The organism is Pseudomonas sp. Leaf434 (assembly GCF_001425545.1).
Classification (GTDB): domain Bacteria; phylum Pseudomonadota; class Gammaproteobacteria; order Pseudomonadales; family Pseudomonadaceae; genus Aquipseudomonas; species Aquipseudomonas siliginis.
Genome location: NZ_LMQZ01000001.1, coordinates 2554572 through 2575052, shown reverse-complemented (window position 1 = coordinate 2575052; position 20481 = coordinate 2554572). Strand labels below are relative to the sequence as shown.

At 59.5% G+C, this 20481-nt stretch carries 18 protein-coding genes; 7 read left to right on the top strand and 11 right to left on the bottom strand.

The window, feature by feature from the left end; all coding sequences use genetic code 11:
* Nucleotides 1-61 precede the first annotated feature (61 nt).
* Nucleotides 62-568, bottom strand: a complete 507-nt coding sequence (rloA2, locus tag ASG55_RS11510; RefSeq protein WP_041476742.1) for a retropepsin-like aspartic peptidase RloA2 — start codon at nucleotides 566-568, stop codon at nucleotides 62-64.
* A 278-nt stretch (nucleotides 569-846) separates the two neighbouring features.
* Between rloA2 and ASG55_RS11505 the strand changes: the two genes are divergently transcribed.
* On the top strand, nucleotides 847-1734 hold the full coding sequence (locus ASG55_RS11505; protein WP_056786561.1) for an acyltransferase: 888 nt from the start codon (nucleotides 847-849) through the stop codon (nucleotides 1732-1734).
* A 1-nt stretch (nucleotide 1735) separates the two neighbouring features.
* Here the strand turns inward: ASG55_RS11505 and ASG55_RS11500 are convergent, their stop codons facing one another.
* Nucleotides 1736-2293: a DUF2780 domain-containing protein gene (locus ASG55_RS11500; protein ID WP_016772837.1), complete on the bottom strand. Its 558-nt coding sequence runs from the start codon at nucleotides 2291-2293 to the stop codon at nucleotides 1736-1738.
* A 282-nt stretch (nucleotides 2294-2575) separates the two neighbouring features.
* Between ASG55_RS11500 and ASG55_RS11495 the strand changes: the two genes are divergently transcribed.
* Entirely contained in the window at nucleotides 2576-2884 is a 309-nt protein-coding gene (locus ASG55_RS11495; protein WP_056786558.1) for a hypothetical protein, read from the top strand.
* Nucleotides 2885-2946: 62 nt separating this feature from the next.
* Here the strand turns inward: ASG55_RS11495 and fdhA are convergent, their stop codons facing one another.
* From fdhA to ASG55_RS11455, 8 genes are all read right to left on the bottom strand, one after another.
* Nucleotides 2947-4146 (bottom strand): formaldehyde dehydrogenase, glutathione-independent, encoded by a 1200-nt coding sequence (gene fdhA / locus ASG55_RS11490; RefSeq protein WP_016772834.1) that lies wholly within the window; start codon nucleotides 4144-4146, stop codon nucleotides 2947-2949.
* Nucleotides 4147-4320: 174 nt separating this feature from the next.
* Nucleotides 4321-5178, bottom strand: coding sequence for a formyltetrahydrofolate deformylase (purU, locus tag ASG55_RS11485; RefSeq protein WP_039757644.1), 858 nt, complete (start codon nucleotides 5176-5178; stop codon nucleotides 4321-4323).
* Nucleotides 5179-5394: 216 nt separating this feature from the next.
* Entirely contained in the window at nucleotides 5395-6027 is a 633-nt protein-coding gene (locus tag ASG55_RS11480; RefSeq protein ID WP_041476747.1) for a sarcosine oxidase subunit gamma, read from the bottom strand.
* A 142-nt stretch (nucleotides 6028-6169) separates the two neighbouring features.
* Nucleotides 6170-9187 (bottom strand): sarcosine oxidase subunit alpha, encoded by a 3018-nt coding sequence (locus tag ASG55_RS11475; protein WP_056786556.1) that lies wholly within the window; start codon nucleotides 9185-9187, stop codon nucleotides 6170-6172.
* Complete coding sequence (locus ASG55_RS11470; protein ID WP_016772830.1) at nucleotides 9184-9513, bottom strand: sarcosine oxidase subunit delta; 330 nt, start codon at nucleotides 9511-9513, stop codon at nucleotides 9184-9186. The genes ASG55_RS11475 and ASG55_RS11470 overlap by 4 nt, the downstream gene beginning before the upstream one ends.
* A 14-nt stretch (nucleotides 9514-9527) precedes the next feature.
* On the bottom strand, nucleotides 9528-10778 hold the full coding sequence (locus tag ASG55_RS11465) for a sarcosine oxidase subunit beta (protein WP_016772829.1): 1251 nt from the start codon (nucleotides 10776-10778) through the stop codon (nucleotides 9528-9530).
* 21 nt (nucleotides 10779-10799) lie between these two features.
* The gene (glyA, locus tag ASG55_RS11460; protein WP_024014589.1) at nucleotides 10800-12053 is read right to left on the bottom strand and encodes a serine hydroxymethyltransferase; all 1254 of its coding nucleotides are present in this window, start codon (nucleotides 12051-12053) and stop codon (nucleotides 10800-10802) included.
* A gap of 272 nt (nucleotides 12054-12325) precedes the next feature.
* The gene (locus tag ASG55_RS11455) at nucleotides 12326-13036 is read right to left on the bottom strand and encodes a TraX family protein (RefSeq protein WP_056786553.1); all 711 of its coding nucleotides are present in this window, start codon (nucleotides 13034-13036) and stop codon (nucleotides 12326-12328) included.
* Between the two features lie 126 nt (nucleotides 13037-13162).
* On the opposite strand from ASG55_RS11455, the gene ASG55_RS11450 reads away from it, so the two are divergent.
* From ASG55_RS11450 to ASG55_RS11435, 4 genes are all read left to right on the top strand, one after another.
* A complete protein-coding gene (locus ASG55_RS11450) occupies nucleotides 13163-14203 on the top strand; it encodes a threonine aldolase family protein (protein WP_016986284.1) in 1041 nt (346 codons plus the stop codon).
* Between the two features lie 159 nt (nucleotides 14204-14362).
* Nucleotides 14363-14848 carry an Hcp family type VI secretion system effector gene (locus ASG55_RS11445; protein ID WP_056786550.1) on the top strand — a complete coding sequence of 162 codons (486 nt, stop codon included), beginning with the start codon at nucleotides 14363-14365 and terminating at the stop codon, nucleotides 14846-14848.
* The gene (locus ASG55_RS11440; RefSeq protein ID WP_056786548.1) at nucleotides 14845-16308 is read left to right on the top strand and encodes a hypothetical protein; all 1464 of its coding nucleotides are present in this window, start codon (nucleotides 14845-14847) and stop codon (nucleotides 16306-16308) included. The genes ASG55_RS11445 and ASG55_RS11440 overlap by 4 nt, the downstream gene beginning before the upstream one ends.
* Nucleotides 16305-17069, top strand: coding sequence for a hypothetical protein (locus ASG55_RS11435; protein WP_056786545.1), 765 nt, complete (start codon nucleotides 16305-16307; stop codon nucleotides 17067-17069). The genes ASG55_RS11440 and ASG55_RS11435 overlap by 4 nt, the downstream gene beginning before the upstream one ends.
* 58 nt (nucleotides 17070-17127) lie before the next feature.
* Here the strand turns inward: ASG55_RS11435 and gbcB are convergent, their stop codons facing one another.
* Complete coding sequence (gbcB, locus tag ASG55_RS11430; protein WP_056786541.1) at nucleotides 17128-18228, bottom strand: glycine-betaine demethylase subunit GbcB; 1101 nt, start codon at nucleotides 18226-18228, stop codon at nucleotides 17128-17130.
* 296 nt (nucleotides 18229-18524) lie between these two features.
* Here gbcB and gbcA point away from each other — a divergent pair, with 296 nt between their 5' ends.
* A complete protein-coding gene (gene gbcA / locus ASG55_RS11425) occupies nucleotides 18525-19820 on the top strand; it encodes a glycine-betaine demethylase subunit GbcA (protein WP_016772823.1) in 1296 nt (431 codons plus the stop codon).
* Nucleotides 19821-20481: the final 661 nt, after the last annotated feature.

The window sequence follows — 20481 nt, the reverse complement described above, 5'->3', positions numbered from 1 at the left end:
AGCCCGTGGCAGTTAGTGCGCGAACGGTGCCCCAAGCCCGGGGTTACGTCAATCAGACCACTTAGCAGTCAGGCTTGTCGGCGGTGTAACGCCGCGCCGGGTTGACCGCCGCGCCGAACTCGCGCAAGGCCTTGGCGCCGATCAGCAGCGGATAGTTGAAGTGGCTGCGGTCGGTCAGGTTGACCTCGACGGTGCGCTTGACGTTGCCCAGGCAAAGTTCCAGATCGACCACCGGGCGCTTGGCGACATCGCTGCTGTCGCGCTCTTCATCGTCCTCGTCGGAACGGCTTTTGATCTTGCTGATCCGCGCGACCTTGTGCTCGAAAACCTTGTTGCTGGCGTCCTTGGTGGCGAGGCGAAAACGCACCCAGTCGTCGCCATCACGGGTGAAGGTCTCGATGTCCTTGGCCGACAGCGAGGCGGTCAGCGCGCCGGTGTCCATCTTGGCCTTGAGCACTTCACCACCGATTTCCGGCAGCGCGATGTATTCGTAGCGACCGTACAGCGTCGGCTCGGCGGCCATGACCGGCAGCGCCACGAGAGCAAACAGAGCAAGGAGGGATTTCACGTAAGGGGCTTCCTTGGAAATTGAGGGCGGCGGACTGGAGTTTTAGACACGCGCCGAGTTATTCGTTCGCTTCGGTCCTCTTCGCGAGCAGGCTCGCTCCCACATTTGAAATGCATTCCCCTGTGGGAGCGAGCCTGCTCGCGAAGAGGCCAGTGCATTCAGATCGAATCTTGAGCGAAGCATACCCGGCAAAAAGTGAAACATTCGTCAGCGCCGATTTGGCCTGTCGCGCGAAGCTGCTTATCATGGCTCGCCCCTGCCACTTCATAGAGTTGCTTATGCGCCGCCTGCTCACCGGCTGTTTCGTCACCCTGCTGCTGTTGCTCAACACCCTGATCCTGATCGGGCCATTGATGGTGTTTGCCCTGCTCAAGCTGGTTGCACCCGGGCGCTGGCGGGATTACGCATCGGGGGCGGTGATGTGGATCGCCGAGACCTGGGCCGAAATCGACAAGCTGATCTTCCGGCTGTGCATACCGACGCAATGGGACATTCGCGGCGGCGACGATCTGCGCCGCGACACGTCCTATCTGGTGGTCAGCAACCATCAATCGTGGGTCGACATTCCAGCACTGATCCAGACCCTCAACCGACGCACGCCGTTCTTCAAGTTCTTCCTGAAGAAAGAGCTGATCTGGGTGCCGTTCCTCGGCTTGGCGTGGTGGGCGCTGGATTACCCGTTCATGAAGCGCTACACCAAAGCCTTTCTGGCAAAGAACCCCGAGCTGGCAGGCAAGGATCTGGAAATCACCAAAGCGGCGTGCGAGCTGTTCAAGCGCCAGCCGGTGACGGTGGTGAATTATCTGGAAGGCACGCGCTACACCCTGGCGAAAAGCACCCAGCAGGAATCACCGTTCAGCCACCTGCTCAAACCCAAGGCCGGCGGCGTGGCGTTCGTGCTGGCGGCGATGGGCGAACAGCTCGACGCGATGCTCGATGTGACGGTGGTGTATCCGCAGGAAAAAATCCCGGGCTTCTGGGACCTGATCAGCGGCAACGTGCCGCGAGTGATCATCGACATCAGGACCCGCGAACTCGACCCGACGCTGTGGCAGGGCGATTACGAGAAGGATCCGGCCTTTCGCCAACACGTCCAGAACTGGGTCAACCAGCTCTGGACCGAGAAGGATCAGCGCATCGTCGAGCTGCGCAACGAGCGCGGCTGACTCAAGTGCCGGTGCCGGTGCCCCAGATGCTGCCCAGGCTGCTCAACAGCGAACCACCGACGCCCTGCTGACCGAGATATTGCAGCAACACCGGGGCAAACTGGCCGATCATGCCGCTGTCCATGCCCAGCGCGCTGAACGCGTTGTTCAGGTCGTTAGTGTCTTTGACATTGCCCAGCGCATTTTCAAGACCTGCGGACTTGCCGGACGAACCGAGCAAAGCCCCGAGCGCCGCCAGATTGCCGCTGCCACCGGACAGTTTGTCGATGCCCGGCACTTCCTTGGCCAGTTGCGAATAGTCGGTGCTGCTCAACTGATTCTTCGCCAGCCCGAGCATCGCACTGGTACCGCCAACGGCCTGCTCCGGCGTGACGTCCAGCGCACTCAGCGCACTCAACAAACCAGCGGTCTCCGAGGTCGGCGCCGCAGCCGCCGCCTTGTCGCCACCCTGCATCCCCGCTACCGCACCGGCCACGTCGTTCAAACTGAAACCGGCAAACACCGGCCCGGCGGCCAGAGTCAGGAGCGATGCCAAGGCAAAACCGCGTGAAATCTTCATTCAGACATCCTCTTGTGGAAAAGCTGCCACCGGACAACGGCGACGAAACTGCCGGTTTGACCGGGTATTGGGCGGCATGTTCCTCGCGGCGCATCCCCTTCTCTACGCACTCACCTAAATGAATTGTTCAATCGTTGAATAGCCACTTCACTATTCGACTTCACACTGAAAACCCGACTATTTATTTCGATTGGAACTAACCAACTGTCAGATCTGACAGTTGGCAGTCATAACGATGCAAGTGAATATCTCCACTCCAATTACGTAACGGAGTACGAAAAGATGAAGTTGAAAATTGTCACTGGCGCCCTGCTTGGTCTGACCATGATGAGTACTGCCTATGCTGCAACCTGCCCAACGATATCAGTGACTCATGCGCAAGGCGCCGAAGATGTAACCTTCACTTCTGCCCGACTTAAAGATAAAGACACTGCCAATTCAGTTGTCATCTGCCGATACGAAGGTGAGGCAGACCTTGGCGTCTCGGCTGGCTACAGAAACGACACTCCGGTTCAAGCCACCGGTAGCAATTGGAACGGTGATGAGTGTGCAACCAAGGATGGTGACGCCCGCAAATGCGCCTTTAAATAACTGGTCGTGTTCAGAACAAAAAAGGGCAGCCCGATCGGCTGCCCTTCTTACATGGGTAGAACTTACGCCGCACTGAACAACTTATGCGGATCAATCACAAACTTCTTCGGCACACCCGCATCGAACTCGCCGTAACCTTCCGGCGCCTGATCGAGGCTGATCACTTGCACGCCGACCACTTCGGCAATGTTGATGCGATCCCACATGATCGCCTGCATCAACTGGCGGTTGTACTTCATCACTGGAGTCTGGCCGGTGTGGAAGCTGTGGGATTTGGCCCAGCCCAAGCCGAAGCGGATGCTCAGGCTGCCCATTTTCGCCGCGGCGTCGACGGCGCCCGGATCTTCGGTGACGTACAGGCCGGGAATACCGATCTTGCCGGCAACGCGCACCACGCCCATCAGTGAGTTGAGCACCGTGGCCGGGGCTTCGGCCTTGACGCCGTCGTGGCCGTGGCCGCGTGCTTCAAAGCCAACGCAGTCCACCGCGCAGTCGACTTCCGGCTCGCCCAGCAGCGCGGCGATCTGTTCGTGCAGCGGGGTGTCTTTGGACAGGTCGACGACCTCAAAGCCCTGGGCCTTGGCGTGGGCCAGGCGGATGGTGTTGACGTCGCCGACAATCACCACCGCAGCACCGAGCAAACGTGCGGAAGCGGCAGCGGCCAGGCCGACCGGACCGGCGCCGGCGATGTACACGGAGCTGCCCGGACCGACGCCGGCAGTAACCGCACCGTGATAGCCGGTCGGGAGGATGTCGGAGAGGCAGGTCAGGTCGCGGATTTTCTCCATGGCCTTGTCGCGATCCGGCAGTTTCAGCAGGTTGAAGTCGGCGTACGGCACCAGCACGTATTCAGCCTGGCCACCGGTCCAGTCGCCCATGTCGACGTAACCGTATGCGCCGCCGGCACGGGCCGGGTTGACGGTCAGGCAGACGCCGGTGTGTTGCTCTTTGCAGGAACGGCAGCGCCCGCAAGCCACGTTGAACGGAACGGAGACCAGATCGCCGATTTTCAGGTTTTCGACGTCGGAGCCTTTTTCGATCACCTCGCCGGTGATTTCGTGACCCAGCACCAGACCGGTCTGCGCCGTGGTACGGCCGCGCACCATATGCTGGTCGGAGCCGCAGATGTTGGTGGAAACCACTTTGAGAATGACCCCATGCTCGATCTTGCGACCGCGCGGGTCCTGCATTTTCGGGTAGTCGATTTTCTGTACTTCGACCTTGCCAGCGCCGAGATACACCACACCACGATTGCCAGACATGCTTTCACCTCGCTGTTGTTTTTATGGAACTGCGTTGCCCCGGTTGGGCAGCGCGTTGAGTGCTCGGGTATTGCTTGTTGGTCTTGCGTTGTTTGTTACGGCCCCTTCGCGAGCAGGCTCGCTCCCACATTGGAATGCATACCCTGTGGGAGCGAGCCTGCTCGCGAAAGCGATCTAGAGAACGACGGTTCTGTTGGCGTTCAAAAAAACTCGTCTTTCGATGTGATACCCAACCGCCCGCGCCAAGGTCAGGCCTTCGATATCCCGCCCTTTGGCAATCAGATCCTCGGGGTAATGACTGTGATCCACCGCCTCGACACCCTGGGCAATGATCGGCCCTTCATCAAGGTCGTTATTGATGTAATGCGCCGTCGCGCCCACCAGTTTCACGCCCTTGTTGTAAGCCTGGTGATAAGGCTTGGCGCCCTTGAAGCCCGGCAACAGCGAGTGATGAATGTTGATCGCCTTGCCGTCGAGCTTGCGGCACAGCTCCGGCGATAGCACCTGCATGTAGCGGGCGAGGATCACCAGTTCGGCGCCGGCTTCTTCGATCACCTGCCAGACCTGACGCTCCTGCGCCGGTTTGTCGTTGGGGTCGAGAGGGAAATGGTAGTAGGGAATCTGGTGCCAGTCGGCCAACGGCTTGAGATCCGGATGGTTGGACACCACCGCCGCCACGTCCATCGACAACTGGCCGATGCGCTGGCGATAGAGCAAGTCGTTGAGGCAGTGATCGGCCTTGGAGACCATGATCACCACTTTCGGCCGGTAGTTCGGCGCGGTCAGCTCAAAGAGCATGCCGAACGCCTGCCCGCGCTCGGCCAGCCCGGCGCGGAAGGATTGTTCGTCGAAACCATCAGGCTGACGAAATTCCACGCGGATGAAAAAGCGCCCCGAGAGGCGGTCATCGAACGAATGGTGCTCGGTGACATAACAGCCCTGCTCGAACAGAAAACGCGTGACCGCGTCCACCGTGCCGAGGACGCTGGGGCAGTCGGCGGTCAGAATCCATGTGTCTGGGGCGCGGCTCATGGTGCGGTGACTCCTGTTCGTTGTGCGGGGTGTCAGGTTTTTCCCTCACCCTAGCCCTCTCCCAGAGGGAGAGGGGACTGACCGAGGTGTTCTTTCGAGCTACGCCGACCTGAAATAGCGCGTCGAACTCAGGCTCGAAAAACACACAAATCTGCTCCCTTTCCCCCTCTCCCCCTCAGGGGGAGAGGGCTGGGGTGAGGGGGTGGCTTTTGATCTTCAGGCCTGAACGCTCAGCCCGTACTCGGCCGAAGCATCCTGCAACCACAACCACCAGTAATCCGAGAAGCTGCGACGGATCAGCAGTTCCCAGGTGTCTTCGGCGGTATGACGAATCATCAACTGCGACTTGGCGAACACCGTGCCCACCGCTTTGCCGACCGGGAAGTTGTTCGGGTGCACGTCGTAGCTGGTCGACTTCATCAGCACCTGACGCACGTTCGGGCCGCTTAATTCGAGAATCTGCTGGCCGCCGCTGACGTTCACGATAGCAATGTGCAGATCGCCCAGCGCTTCGCGCAGTTTCTGCTCGGCGGCGAATTCCTCACCGCTTGGCACGATCAGCAGCCACTCGTCCGGGCCCATCCATTGCAGGCTGGTTTCGCCTTTGACGATTACGCTCAGCGCACCGGGCAATTCAATGCCAAGCGCCTTGTGCACACCGGCCGCGAATGCGGCATCGTGGCCATCGCCACGAATAGTCAGGTGGCCGAGGAGTTTCTTTTCCCGCACGATCACGCCGGCGTTCTTGCGGCCCTTGCCGACCAGGCTGGCGAGGTCGGCATGGTGCAGCGACGATTCGGCCTTGGCGCCAGTGGTCGGGCGTTGTTGGTAAACATTGGCTGTGGTCATAAAGCACCTTCTGAATTCTGTTGGTTCCTGTGGTTGCTGTGCCGCCGCCTTCGCGAGCAGGCTCGCTCCCACAGGGGAACGCGATCGAATGTGGGAGCGAGCCTGCTCGCGAATAGCCGCCCGCCCACCGCTCCCGAGGTTGTCAGATGTTCTGGCGATCACCCTTCGGATCGAAGAACACCGAAGAAACGATTTCCGCCTCGATCACGCTGCCATCGGCCAGGGGTGCGAACACCCGCTCGCCCATGCGCTTGAGACCGCCCTTGACCACACCCATGGCAAACGAATAACCGAGGGAGTTGTGCGCGTAACTCGAGGTCACGTGGCCGACCATGGTCATCGGGATCGCCTGTTTGGTGTTGAACACCAGCTGCGCACCTTCCGGCAGCCATTTGGTCGGATCGATCGGCTTGAGGCCCACCAGTTGTTTGCGCTGGTCTTTCACGCAATCTTCCCGGTTCATGCCGCGCTGGCCGATCCACGAGAACGGTTTGGTGCGACCGACACACCAGCCCATGTTCAGGTCGTCGGGGGTCATCGAGCCGTCAGTGTCCTGACCGACAATGATGAAACCCTTTTCGGCCCGCAGCACGTGCATGGTTTCCGTGCCGTACGGCGTCAGGTTGTACTGCTTGCCGGCCTCGACGATCTTCTCCAGCACGCCCATCGCATAATCGGCCTGCACGTTGACTTCGTACGACAGCTCACCAGTGAACGAGATACGGAACACCCGCGCCGGCACATCGCCAACCAGACCTTCTTTCCAGGTCATGAACGGGAACGCTTCGTTGCTCAGATCAATGTCGGTCACGGCGCTGAGCAGCTTGCGGCTGTTCGGCCCGGACAGGGTCATGGTCGCCCAGTGGTCGGTGACCGAAGTGAAGTACACCTTCATATCCGGCCATTCGGTCTGGTGGTACAGCTCCAGCCATTGCAGCACGCGAGCCGCGCCGCCGGTGGTGGTGGTCATGACGAAATGGTTGTCGGCCAGGCAAGCCGTCACACCGTCGTCGAAGACCATGCCGTCTTCCTTGCACATCAAACCGTAGCGAGCCTTGCCCACGTCGAGCTTGGTCCAGGCGTTGGTGTACACGCGGTTGAGAAACTCGCGGGCATCTGGGCCTTGAATGTCGATCTTGCCGAGGGTCGAAGCATCGAGCAGGCCAACGCTGTCGCGCACGGCTTTGCATTCGCGCTTGACCGCCGCGTGCAGGTCTTCACCGTTTTTCGGGAAGTACCAGGGACGCTTCCACTGACCGACGTCTTCAAACTCGGCGCCGTTCTTCACATGCCAGGCATGCAGCGCGGTGTAGCGCACCGGTTCGAAGATGTGCCCGCAGTGTCGACCGGCCACGGCGCCGAAGGTCACCGGCGTGTAGTTCGGACGGAACATGGTGGTGCCCATCTGCGGGATGGTCACGTTCAGCGAACGGGCGGCAATGGCCAGACCGTTGACGTTGCCGAGCTTGCCCTGATCGGTGCCGAAGCCCAGCGCGGTGTAGCGTTTGACGTGCTCGACCGACTCGAAACCTTCACGGGTCGCCAATTCGATACCACCGGCGGTGACGTCATTCTGGAAGTCGACGAATTGCTTCGGTGCACGCGCCGAGTTCTTCTCGTGCGGCACTTGGAACAGCGCCAGGGTCGGCTCTTCGAGACGGCTCAGGGCTTTCGGCAACACGCCTTCGACGGTCTGGAAACCGGCTTCAGCGGCAGCGCGCACGCCACCTTCGAAACCGTCGGCCAGCGAATCGCCGAGCGCGTAGACGCCATTGATGCCACCGACGCACACGCGCTTCTGCGGTGCTTCGCCCGGTACGAAACCGAGAATGTCTTCGCGCCAGACCGGTTTGCCACCGAGGTGCGAAGCCAAGTGAACCACCGGGCTGTAACCACCGGAGCTGGCCACCAGGTCGCAGTCGAGCCATTCGCCCGGACTGGTCACGGCGTGGGCCTTTACGTCAATCGCGGCGACGCGGGCAGCGGTCACACGCTTGCTGCCACGCACTTCGATGACGGCGCTGCCGGTGAGGATGCGAATGCCTTTGGCGCGCGCTTCTTCGACCAATGCACCGCGCGGATTGCTGCGCGCGTCGGCGATGGCGACGACTGGCAGACTGGCATCGAGCCAATCCAGAGCGACGCGATAGGCGTGATCGTTGTTGGTCGACAGCACCAGTTTTTTGCCCGGCGCTACGCCATAACGACGCACGTAAGTCGACACCGCGCCAGCGAGCATGTTGCCCGGCACGTCGTTGTTGCCGTACACCAGCGGACGCTCGTGGGCGCCGGTCGCCAGCACCACGCGCTTGGCGCGGACACGGTGGATGCGCTGACGCACCTGACCGATTGGCGCGCGGTCACCAAGGTGATCGGTGAGGCGTTCGTGAATGGTCAGGAAGTTGTGGTCGTGGTAACCGTTGACCGTGGCGCGCGGCAACAGCAGCACGTCCGGAGTGTTCTTCAATTCAGCGATGACACTGGCGACCCATTCCATCGCCGGTTTGCCGTCGAGGCTTTCGCGCGAGTCGAGCAGGCTGCCGCCGAACTCTTCCTGCTCATCGGCCAGAATCACGCGGGCACCGCTGCGCGCAGCGGCCAGGGCTGCGGCGAGACCGGCCGGGCCGGCACCGACGATCAGCACGTCGCAGTGCTGGTTCATGTAGTCGTAGGTGTCCGGATCGTTCTCGGTCGGCGAACGGCCGAGGCCGGCAGCCTTGCGGATGTACTTCTCGTAAGTCATCCAGAACGATTGCGGGTACATGAAGGTTTTGTAGTAGAAACCCGGCGGCATCAGCTTGCCGCCGACCTTGCCGAGAATCCCCATCATGTCGTTGTTGACGCTCGGCCAGCCATTGGTGCTGGTGGCGACCAGGCCCTGATACAACGCCTGTTGCGTGGCGCGCACGTTGGGAATCTGCGTGGCTTCGGTGGCACCGATCTGCAGCACGGCGTTCGGTTCTTCGGAACCGGCCGCGAAGATGCCGCGAGGACGCGAATACTTGAAGCTGCGGCCGATGATATCGACGCCGTTGGCAATCAGTGCAGCAGCCAGCGAGTCGCCTTCATAGCCTTTGTAGGTCTGGCCGTTGAAGGTGAAGCTCAGCACTTTGTTGCGGTCGATCCGTCCACCGTTGGACAGGCGATTGGTCTGGCTCATACCTTCTCTCCCAGCGCCGTCGTGGCTGTTTTCGCAGTGCCAGCCTTGTCGGTGAATTGCGGCTTTTCGCCGATCTTGTAGCTCTCGAGAATCTCGTAGGTCACGGTATCGCGGGTGACGTTGAAGTACTGGCGGCAACCGGCAACGTGGTCCCACAACTCGTGGTGCAGACCGCGCGGGTTATCGCGGAAGAACATGTAGTCGCCCCACTCTTCATCGGTGCAGGCGTTCGGATCCAGCGGACGCGGGATGTGCGCCTGACCGGATGCATGGAATTCCTCTTCGGAGCGCAGTTCGCCGCAGTGAGGACAGAAGATGTGCAACATAGGGATTTCTCCTGTTAGTGGGCGACGGCAGCAGCGCCGTGTTCGTCGATGAGCGCGCCGTTGTGGAAACGGTCGATGGAAAACGGTGCGGCCAGCGGGTGCATTTCACCCTTGGCCAGACTCGCGGCAAACACGTTGCCCGAACCCGGTGTGGCCTTGAAGCCGCCGGTGCCCCAACCGCAGTTGAAGAACATGTTCGGTACCGGCGTCTTGGAAATGATCGGGCAGGCGTCCGGGGTGGTGTCGACGATGCCGCCCCACTGGCGGTTCATGCGTACGCGGGACAACACCGGGAACATCTCGACGATGGCCTGGATGGTGTGTTCGATTACCGGGTACGAACCACGCTGGCCGTAGCCGTTGTAGCCGTCGATACCGGCGCCGATCACCAGGTCGCCCTTGTCGGACTGGCTGATGTAACCGTGTACGGCGTTGGACATGATCACGCTGTCGATAATCGGCTTGATCGGCTCGGACACCAGCGCCTGCAGCGGGTGGGATTCGATCGGCAGGCGGAAACCGGCAAGCTTGGCCATGTGCCCGGAGTTACCGGCCGTCACCACGCCGACGCGCTTGGCGCCGATGAAACCCTTGTTGGTTTCGACGCCGATGCACACGCCGTTTTCCTTGCGGAAGCCGATCACTTCGGTCTGCTGGATCAGGTCCACGCCCAAGGCATCGGCGGCACGCGCGAAGCCCCACGCCACGGCATCGTGACGGGCGACGCCGCCGCGACGCTGCACGGTTGCGCCCATGATCGGGTAGCGGGTGTTTTTCGAGCAGTCCAGGTACGGAATCTCGTCCGCAACCTGCTTGGCGTCGAGCAATTCGCCGTCGACGCCGTTGAGGCGGTTGGCGCTGACCCGACGCTCGGAATCACGGATGTCCTGCAGGGTGTGGCACAGGTTATAAACGCCGCGCTGGGAGAACATCACGTTGTAGTTGAGATCCTGCGACAGGCCTTCCCACAATTTCATCGCGTGTTCGTAGAGGTGCGCCGACTCGTCCCACAGGTAGTTGGAGCGCACGATGGTGGTGTTGCGTGCGGTGTTACCGCCGCCCAGCCAACCCTTCTCGACCACGGCGACATTGGTGATGCCGTGCTCCTTGGCCAGATAGTAGGCCGTCGCCAGGCCGTGCCCGCCGCCGCCGACGATGACCACGTCGTAGACTTTTTTCGGCGTTGGCGTGCGCCACATGCGCTGCCAGTTTTCGTGGTGGCTGAGCGAGTGTTTGAACAGGCCGAAGCCGGAATAGCGTTGCATAGTCATTACTCCAAAACCGACTCAGCGATAAACCGGGAAGTCTGCGCACAGGGCCGAGACCTGCTGGGCGACATTGGCCTCGACATCGGCGTCGCCGAGGTTGTCGAGGATGTCGCAGATCCAGCCGGCGAGGGTTTCGCACTGGCTGACCTTGAAGCCGCGCGTGGTCACCGCCGGGGTGCCGATGCGCAGGCCCGAGGTCACGAACGGCGACTGCGGGTCGTTCGGCACGGCGTTCTTGTTCACGGTGATGTGGGCACGGCCCAGCGCGGCGTCGGCGTCCTTGCCGGTCAGGCCCTGACGGATCAGGCTGACCAGGAACAAATGGTTGTCGGTACCGCCGGAGACCACATCGTAGCCACGCTTGATGAACACGCTGGCCATCGCCTGGGCGTTGTCGATCACTTGTTGCTGATAAGCCTTGAAGCCAGGCTCCAGCGCTTCCTTGAAGCACACCGCCTTACCGGCGATGACGTGCATCAGCGGACCGCCCTGGGCACCGGGGAACACGGCGGCGTTGAGCTTTTTCTCGATCTCTTCGTTGGACTTGGCCAGGATCAGCCCGCCACGCGGACCGCGCAGGGTCTTGTGCGTGGTGGTGGTGACCACGTCGGCGTACGGCAGCGGGTTCGGGTACAGGCCGGCAGCAACCAGACCGGCGACGTGGGCCATGTCGACGAACAGCAGCGCACCGACCTTGTCGGCGATCTGACGGAAGCGCGGGAAGTCCAGAGTCTTTGAGTAAGCGGAGAAACCGGCAACGATCATTTTCGGTTTGCACTCGACGGCCAGACGCTCGACTTCGTCGTAGTCGATCAGCCCGGTGTCGGTGTTGATGCCGTACTGCACGGCGTTGTAGAGCTTGCCCGAGGACGACACTTTGGCGCCGTGGGTCAGGTGACCACCGTGGGCCAGGCTCATGCCGAGGATAGTGTCGCCCGGCTGGATCAGCGCCAGATACACGGCGCTGTTGGCCGAGGAGCCGGAGTGCGGCTGGACGTTGGCGTAGTCGGCGCCGAACAGTTGCTTGGCGCGTTCGATGGCCAGTGCTTCGACCTTGTCCACATGCTCGCAGCCACCGTAGTAGCGCTTGCCCGGATAGCCTTCGGCGTATTTGTTGGTCAGGCCGCTGCCTTGCGCCTGCATGACGCGCTTGCTGGTGTAGTTCTCCGACGCGATCAGCTCGATGTGATCTTCCTGACGTTGCTCCTCGGCATTCATCGCCGCCAGCAGTGCATCGTCGTAACCCTGGATCTGGTCTTGCTTGCTGAACATCGCGTCTCTCCCAGCGGCATCTGTGCGCCATTCGTCTCGGTAGGCACTGGCAATGATGGCAGTGCCCTTTGATGCGATGGTATGACCGGCACAGACAGCTCAAATGCCTGCGCGCGCCACGCAAAGGTGCGTTTACGACATGGCTGGAAATGCTCTCTTCGAAACGCCGGAGATCCACTGTGGGAGCGAGCCTGCTCGCGAAGAGGCCGGCACATCCGACATAGAAGTTGACTGGCAGACCGCTTTCGCGAGCAGGCTCGCTCCCACAGGGATCAGGCGATGATTTGGCGGATGGCGAGCAGCAGGAGGAAATGCGCGGGATACAGCGCATAGGCCCAGCGCCGCATCGGTGGTGGCTGCAGATGTCGCCCATGTCGCAACAAGAACATTCCCAGCATCGGCGCAAACAGACATGTCGCCAGCCCGAGAGTCGCCACGCTGTTGCCGAACCGCGCCGATTCGAGCAGCACCTGCCATTGGTTCGCCGCCAGACACACCAGCCCCGGCAACAGGCTGAAATACCAGGGTCGGCGGAACACCAGCAGCAGCGCCAACGGCAACAATACGCCGAAGAAACCGAACATCAGTCGTTCTGAAAAAACCGCCGCAACCACCAGCGCGGCCAGTGCGAGCAATCGCGCCACCGATGCTGAATCCTGCCAGCCACGCGCCACCAGCAGGCCCAGCGCCAGCGTCGGCATCACGTTGAACGTGTCAGGGTCGGGGATATAAAAGCGATAAGGGATTTCGCTGATGGCGCTGAACAGCACCAGCCAGCCCAGATAGCGCCATTCCATCTTGCGCGAACCGCCCCGAGCCAGATTCGCCGCCATCGCCAGGCAAAACCACGGAAACGCCAGGCGACCTGGCACATATAGCCAATCGGCGGAGAAGCCGACATATCGCAGGTGATCGAGCAACATGCTCAGCAGCGCCAGCCACTTGAGCAGATCCAGGGCACCGTCGCGTTGGCTCAGGTGCATAATCGGCCCATAAACTGGTAATTTTCCCCACCCGACATTGCATGTGCTCCCCGGAAGATCTTCGGTAAAGTGCGCATCCTCATTGACCACGAGCCTTCACAAGAGTCTCGATTACGGAAGCCGGCCATGACCGACAAGAGCCAACAATTCGCCAGCGACAACTATTCCGGGATCTGCCCGGAAGCCTGGGCCGCCATGGAACAGGCCAACCACGGCCACCAGCGCGCTTACGGCGACGATGAATGGACCGCCCGCGCGGCCGATCATTTCCGCAACCTGTTCGAAACCGACTGCGAAGTGTTCTTCGCCTTCAACGGCACCGCCGCCAACTCGCTGGCCCTGTCGTCGCTGTGCCAGAGTTACCACAGCGTGATCTGCTCGGAAACCGCCCACGTCGAAACCGACGAATGCGGCGCTCCGGAATTCTTTTCCAACGGCTCGAAGCTGCTGATCGCCGGCACCGAAAACGGCAAGATCACCCCGCAATCGATCCGCGAAGTCGCACTCAAGCGTCAGGACATCCACTACCCGAAACCGCGCGTGGTAACCCTGACTCAAGCTACCGAAGTCGGTAGCGTCTACACCCCGGAAGAAGTCCGCGCCATCAGCGCAACCTGCAAAGAGCTGGGCCTGCACCTGCACATGGACGGCGCGCGGTTCTCCAACGCTTGCGCATTCCTCGGCTGCTCGCCCGCCGATCTGACCTGGAAAGCCGGCGTTGATGTGCTGTGCTTCGGCGGCACGAAAAACGGCATGGCGGTGGGTGAAGCGATCCTGTTCTTCAACCACAAACTGGCCGAAGACTTCGACTACCGCTGCAAGCAGGCCGGGCAACTGGCGTCGAAGATGCGCTTTTTGTCGGCACCGTGGGTCGGCATTCTGGAAAACGACGCCTGGCTCAAATACGCCCGCCACGCCAACCACTGCGCGCAACTGCTGGCAGAACTGGTCAGCGACATTCCCGGGGTCGAACTGATGTTCCCGGTGCAAGCCAACGGCGTGTTCCTGCAACTGTCCGAGCCGGCCATCGCTGCGTTGACTGCAAAGAACTGGCGCTTCTACACCTTCATCGGCAAGGGCGGCGCACGCTTCATGTGCTCCTGGGACACCGAAGAAGAGCGCGTGCGCGAACTGGCGCGCGATATTCGCGAGGTCATGTCGGCCTGATTCCCCTCCCAAGTTGCATTCCCATGCTCAGCACGGGAATGCAACCCAGAGGCTGCGCGTCGCGGACCTGCATTTTCAGAATCGGCCTACACCAAGGCCTACAGAAAGCAAGAAAATCCCGCCATAGACTGCTTGCTCCCGATTCAAGGAGCGCACGCGATGGCAATTCCCGGCTACATGACGATCACGGGCAAGACCCAAGGGCTGATTTCGGCAGGCTGCTCAACGCCTGATTCGGTGGGCAACAGATATCAGGCGGCACACACCGATGAAATCATGGTGCTGTCGTACAGCCACAACCTCGCCAACCTCGACAACTCTCACCGAGCCACCCACGCGCCGGTCATTGTCACCAAAGTCGTCGACAAATCTTCACCGCTGCTGGCCCAGGCACTGGCCAACCGTGAAGAGATCGACTGCAAGATCAACTTCTACAGAACCTCCCCTCAGGGTCAGCAGGAAAAATACTTTTCTGTCTCGATCGACGGTGCGGTGCTCACCGAACTGAACCTGGATATGCCCCACGTCATTCTGCACAACGACGCGGAACCTCAGGAGCAGGTCGCCATTCGTTATCGTGGCATCAGCTGGGTGCATCACCTCGCCGGGACCAGCGGCCATGCCTCGTGGGGCGAAGAAGGTTGAGCGATCAGCGCCATGGTCTCAGCGACGTTCGACACGTTGCCGGCAAGCTGCTCGGACAGGCACAGACAGTCGGCTCACATCATCTGGCATTCGGCAGTGCGCGCGTGCAGTTCAATCAGGAGGTCGCGCGCTTCGCCAAGGGCATTGTCGATGATGTCGCCAGCGGCCGCCTTTCAGCGGACATGGGCCTTGACGCCCTCGCACAGGAACAGCGTCATCTTCTGAACCAATCCAGAGTTCTGGTACGCGGCACCAAAGGTGCCATTCATGAAGCGGTAAAAAAACGCCCGTTATCGATGCTCAGGCAGCCTGCCTCGCGCTCCGATCCAGACAGGTTGCTGCGCGCGATTCATCAGCAGAACCTCAGAGTGGCGCGCGTTAATAACAGCAGCACCGCGCGCAGCCCTCACCCCGTCAACGACTTGAAGTTCTTCCCCAGCGAGCACTGGCCGCAAGATCGTCCGGCCCCATCGGAGCCGGGTTTTTACATCGTGCCGAAAAGCATTGTCGCCGAGAAGCTTGAGGCACAACTGCTCCCCTCCGCCAACCCGAATGTCATCGCCAGATTCAGAAGTTTGAATCCGACCCCGGACATGATTAAAGCCGGTTCGATGATCGTGCTGAGCGACCCTGACAATCAGCAATGCACATACGAGGAAGCATTGCTGATGCAGACCGCGCGTTTCGTCAGTGCGACGCTGGAACCGCTGACCGTGGAAGAAGCGGATTTCATGGCGCAGCACTATGGCGTGATCCAGACCGCACTTGCCTATGAATCAAAAGTGATCGGGGTCGTCACGGCCATGGCAGCCAATCATCTGGATGGCATAAAAAATGTTCTCGCAGATCTTGAGAAGTTGCATGTTCATACGCTGGACGTAAAAAGCCACCGGGTCTCTGAAGAATTCATAAACAAGCGTGACCAATTACTCAAAAAGCTGGACGTCCAACTCAATCGGTTCACCCGGCAGAGTATGGGCATACCCGATTACCCGAGCCTGAAGACCAGTCTAGGCATTGATCATCCCTATCTTGTGCACCGCTGGCGAAAAGCCGGCGGAATCGGCCAGAACCCAGGTTATGCCACGCATATTCGGGCAGTCAGCCAAGCATCACAGTACGTTAAATATGGCGGCTGGATCGGTACAGCGGTGGGTGGTGGCGCCTCCGCCTTAAAGGTGCAGGATGTCTGCATGCACGGAAGCGCGGAGTCATGTGAAAAGGTGAAGTTCACGGAGAGCGGAAGCTTTTTGGGTGGTGTGGGTGGCGGAATGGTTGCCGGCGCGCTCGTAAGCTTGACTGCCTCAACGATTTGCGTAGGCGCTGGCCTCCCGACAGGCGGGCTTGGCACTGTACTTTGCAGTGCGCTACTGGCAGGACTCGGAAATTACGCCGGCGGGACTTTGGGCGAGAAAGGCGGCGAACGGATCGCAGAGAAAGTATACGAGGCTGTTAGATGACTCTTCGCACTTCAGAGAAAATATTCTTGTTGATTGGTATTGTAGACTTCGTCGGCATATTTAGTTTAATAGCAGTGATGTTGTATGTCGCAAAAACAAAAACCAAAACCATACTGAACCATCTCATGAACAGTTCGATTTCAAGCAGCCTGATAATGCTTTGGCATGGAGGTCTTTGGGGCAAAATCTACATGATGGGAGAAGTGTTCGACATCATGCGAAACCCTGAATTTTACATTCACACCGGAAAACTTTGCGCGAACGACTTCGAAAACTTTCCAAAAAAGCTTAGAAAGAACTTAATTATTTTATATAGACTGGTTTTCATATTTTTTGCAATCATGATGTGCTTGGGAATAAGCTCATCCATTGATCAAATTAACAATATCGTAAAAGATCCCATAGTGATTATGACACTGGTGAGTTTCGCAGGTCTTTTAGTGGTAAATGGAATTTTACTTTATACCGCCAAGAGAAGACTGGAAACGATCCTAAACAGCCTAAAACGCAGTTCAATCACATCGTCTTTGCTCATGTTATGGCAAGCGGGCCTGGGGGGACGTATTTATATGTTGGGTGAAATTTTCGGCATCCTCAAAAAACCCGCACGGTACATTTCCCAAGGCAAAGTCAGCGCAAGAGACGTTAAGAATTTCCCGCCAACACTCAAACGCGACCTGCTCAAACTGAATAAATACCAGCAAATATTTGGCTTTGCCTTTGTGGGCTTCGGCCTGCTCGCTTTGTTCGGGCTGATTTGAAATTGCACTTTCCCGGTCGATCTCCTCATTTAGGAGATCGACCCAAGTTCATGCCTATTTAAAACTCAATCCGCACATCCCCCTTCGGCACGCTGCAGCACGACAGGATAAACCCTTCCGCCTCGTCGTCCTCGGTAATCCCGCCGTTGTGCTCCATCTCCACTTCGCCGCCCAGTTTCATCACCTTGCACGTTCCGCAAATGCCCATGCCGCAGGCTTTCGGGATCATCAGGCCGAGCTTGGCGGCGGCTGCGTGTACGGTTTCGCCCGGGCCGACGCGAATGCTTTTGCCGGAGGCGGTGAATTCCACCTGATGCAGATCCGCGGCGTCGATTTCCGGCGCATCGGCGGCTTGTTCGGCCTGTTCCACCGCGTCGGCGCGGGCCTCGGGTGGCGTGGCGCCGAAGGATTCTTCGTGGTAGCGCGACATGTCGTAGCCGGCCGCTTCCAGCAAGCGTTTGACCGCAGTCATGTACGGCGTCGGGCCGCAGCAGAACACTTCGCGTTCGAGGAAGTCCGGAACTATCAGTTCGAGCATCTTGTGATTCAGATAACCGCGATAACCGGCCCATGGCTCACCGAGGCCGTGCTTTTCACAGATCAGGTGCAGGCTGAAGTTATCGATCCGCGAAGCCATGTGCTCGAGTTCGCGGTGGTAAATGATGTCTTTCGGCGACCGTGCGCTGTGCACGAAGGTCATGTCGACGTTGGCGTTGGTGTCGTAGAACCAGCGCGCCATCGACATGCACGGGGTGATGCCGACGCCGCCGCTCAGGTAGAGGACTTTCGGGCTCGGGAAGTCGATGGCGTTGAACAGCCCGACCGGGCCATGCACCGCCAGCTCCTGACCTTCATGCAAAGTGTCGTGCAACCAGTTGGAGACCTTGCCGCCCGGCACGCGTTTGATCGTCACCGAAAAGCTGTACGGCACCGACGGCGAGCTGGAGATGGTGTAGGAGCGCATGATCGGCTGGCCTTCGATTTCCAGCTCCAGGGTGACGAACTGCCCCGGCTTGAAGAAGAACAGGATCGGCTGGTCGGCCATAAAGCAGAAGGTGCGCACATCCCAGGTTTCCTGGATGACTTTGACGCAACGGACAATGTGTCGGCCATTGGCCCAGGTCTGGGTGGTGACCGGATTCAGGAAGCTGTTGGACATGCTGTTCTCCACGGCCGACTGTCGGCCTCTTGTCGGCGATTCTGCGTATAGCGCAGACCGTGCGTTTACCTATCCGCGACATTGACATACTTATCGCGACCAGCCCTTGAACACCGGGGCTTGCGCGTCGGGAACAGATTGCGCCATGTCGCGCATGGATAAGGTTCCCCCCAGCGCCGGCCCCACACTCGCCCCAACACAAGACGACTTCTTTACACCTTGCGTAGCAACCGTTTTGCAGCACACCTGATCAGCCACTTTCGCCGGCCACGCAGAGGGCCATGAGGATTACATCGATGGACGTCACCGCAAAAATAAGCCTGGGCGATCCGCTGGAACCCGCACGCAAGGCCACCGCACAAATGCTGCAGGAGCGCGAGCGCACCTTTTCCCTGCCGCAACCGTTCTACAGCGACGAGCGCCTGTTCGATATCGATATGCAGGAGATCTTCCAAAAGGAATGGTTGATCGCCGGCATGACCTGCGAGATCCCGGCCAAGGGCAACTACCTGACCCTGCAGGTCGGCAAGAACCCGATCATCGTCATTCGTGGCGCCGAGGGCGTTGTGCACGCGTTCCACAACGTCTGCCGCCACCGTGGCTCGCGCCTGTGCACCAGTGAAAAAGGCAAAGTCGCCAAACTGGTCTGCCATTACCACCAGTGGACTTACGAACTGGACGGTCGCCTGCTGTTCGCCGGCACCGAGATGGGCGCCGACTTCGACATGAAGCAGTACGGCCTGAAACCGGTGAACGTGAAAACCGCTGGCGGATACATCTTCATCAGCCTGGCAGAGAACCCCCCGGCCATCGATGACTTCCTGTCGACGCTCAACCATTACATGGAACCGTACGACATGGAGAACACCAAGGTGGCGATCACCACCACCTTGATGGAAAAGGCCAACTGGAAACTGGTGCTGGAAAACAACCGCGAGTGCTACCACTGCAACGCATCGCACCCGGAACTGTTGAAAACCCTGCTGGAATGGGACGACGTCACCGACCCGCGCGCCGATCAGGCGTTCAAGGATCACGTCGCCGCCTCCGCCGCTGCCTGGGAAGCGGAAAAGATCCCTTACGCTCACGCCAGTTTCGGCTTGCGCAACCGTATCGTGCGTATGCCGCTGCTCAAGGGCACCGTGTCGATGACCCTCGACGGCAAACAGGGCTGCGCGAAACTGATGGGCCGCATCAAGAACCCGGACCTGGGCTCGATGCGCATCCTGCACCTGCCGCACTCGTGGAACCACTGCATGGGCGATCACATCATCGTCTTCACCGTGTGGCCGATCAGCGCCCAGGAAACCATGGTCACCACCAAGTGGCTGGTGCACAAGGACGCGGTGGAAGGTGTCGATTACGACGTCGAGCGCATGCGCCAGGTGTGGGATGCGACCAACGATCAGGACCGGCGCCTGGCTGAGGAAAACCAGCGCGGGATCAACTCCACCGCTTACCAGCCGGGGCCTTACTCCAAAACCTATGAATTCGGCGTGGTCAACTTCGTCGACTGGTACAGCGAGCGGATGTTGAACAACCTCGGGGCTGAGCCAGCGCCTTACCTCAAAGGCGTACCGGTTCAGGGCTGATCAAGAGCAAAAGATCGCAGCCTGCGGCAGCTCCTACAGGTGGAATGCATTCCCCTGTGGGAGCGAGCCTGCTCGCGAAGACGCCCTGACCCACGCTACATCTTCCAGCTGATCAATTTCCGATCAACCACCCTCGCACCCATACCCACCAAGCCCTCCAGCCTTCCGCAAACAAGTTATCCACATACCCGCCCACAGCAAATGGGGGTAACTGTGGATGACTCAAAAAATATCCTGCTGATTTGCAAAGAAAAATCGTGACTTATGCTGAATCGCGGTTTCTCAAAACAATTGATCGTTTTTTGATCACACTCGTACACAACACGTATTCAGAGGCCTGTAGCGGGTAGCGAACATGTTATCCACAGAAGCGCCAACAGAGATCGGGGACAACTTTCAATCTCCTGTGGAAAAACACCTGTGACTGGGGAAAAACCCTTCGCGTTAACAGCTCTTGGCCCCCGGGGATCACATTTGATCAATAATTGATCAAACCCATGTAAGCCCTGCTCCATATGGCCTACAGCTGGTAACGAACATCTTATCCACAGAAGCGCCAACAGAGATTGGGGGCAACTTCTCGATTAATACCGAGTGAAAAGCCCGTTAAATCCGTGAGTTACACTGATCGTTTTTTGATCTTATGGCTGGAAGGCTTGAA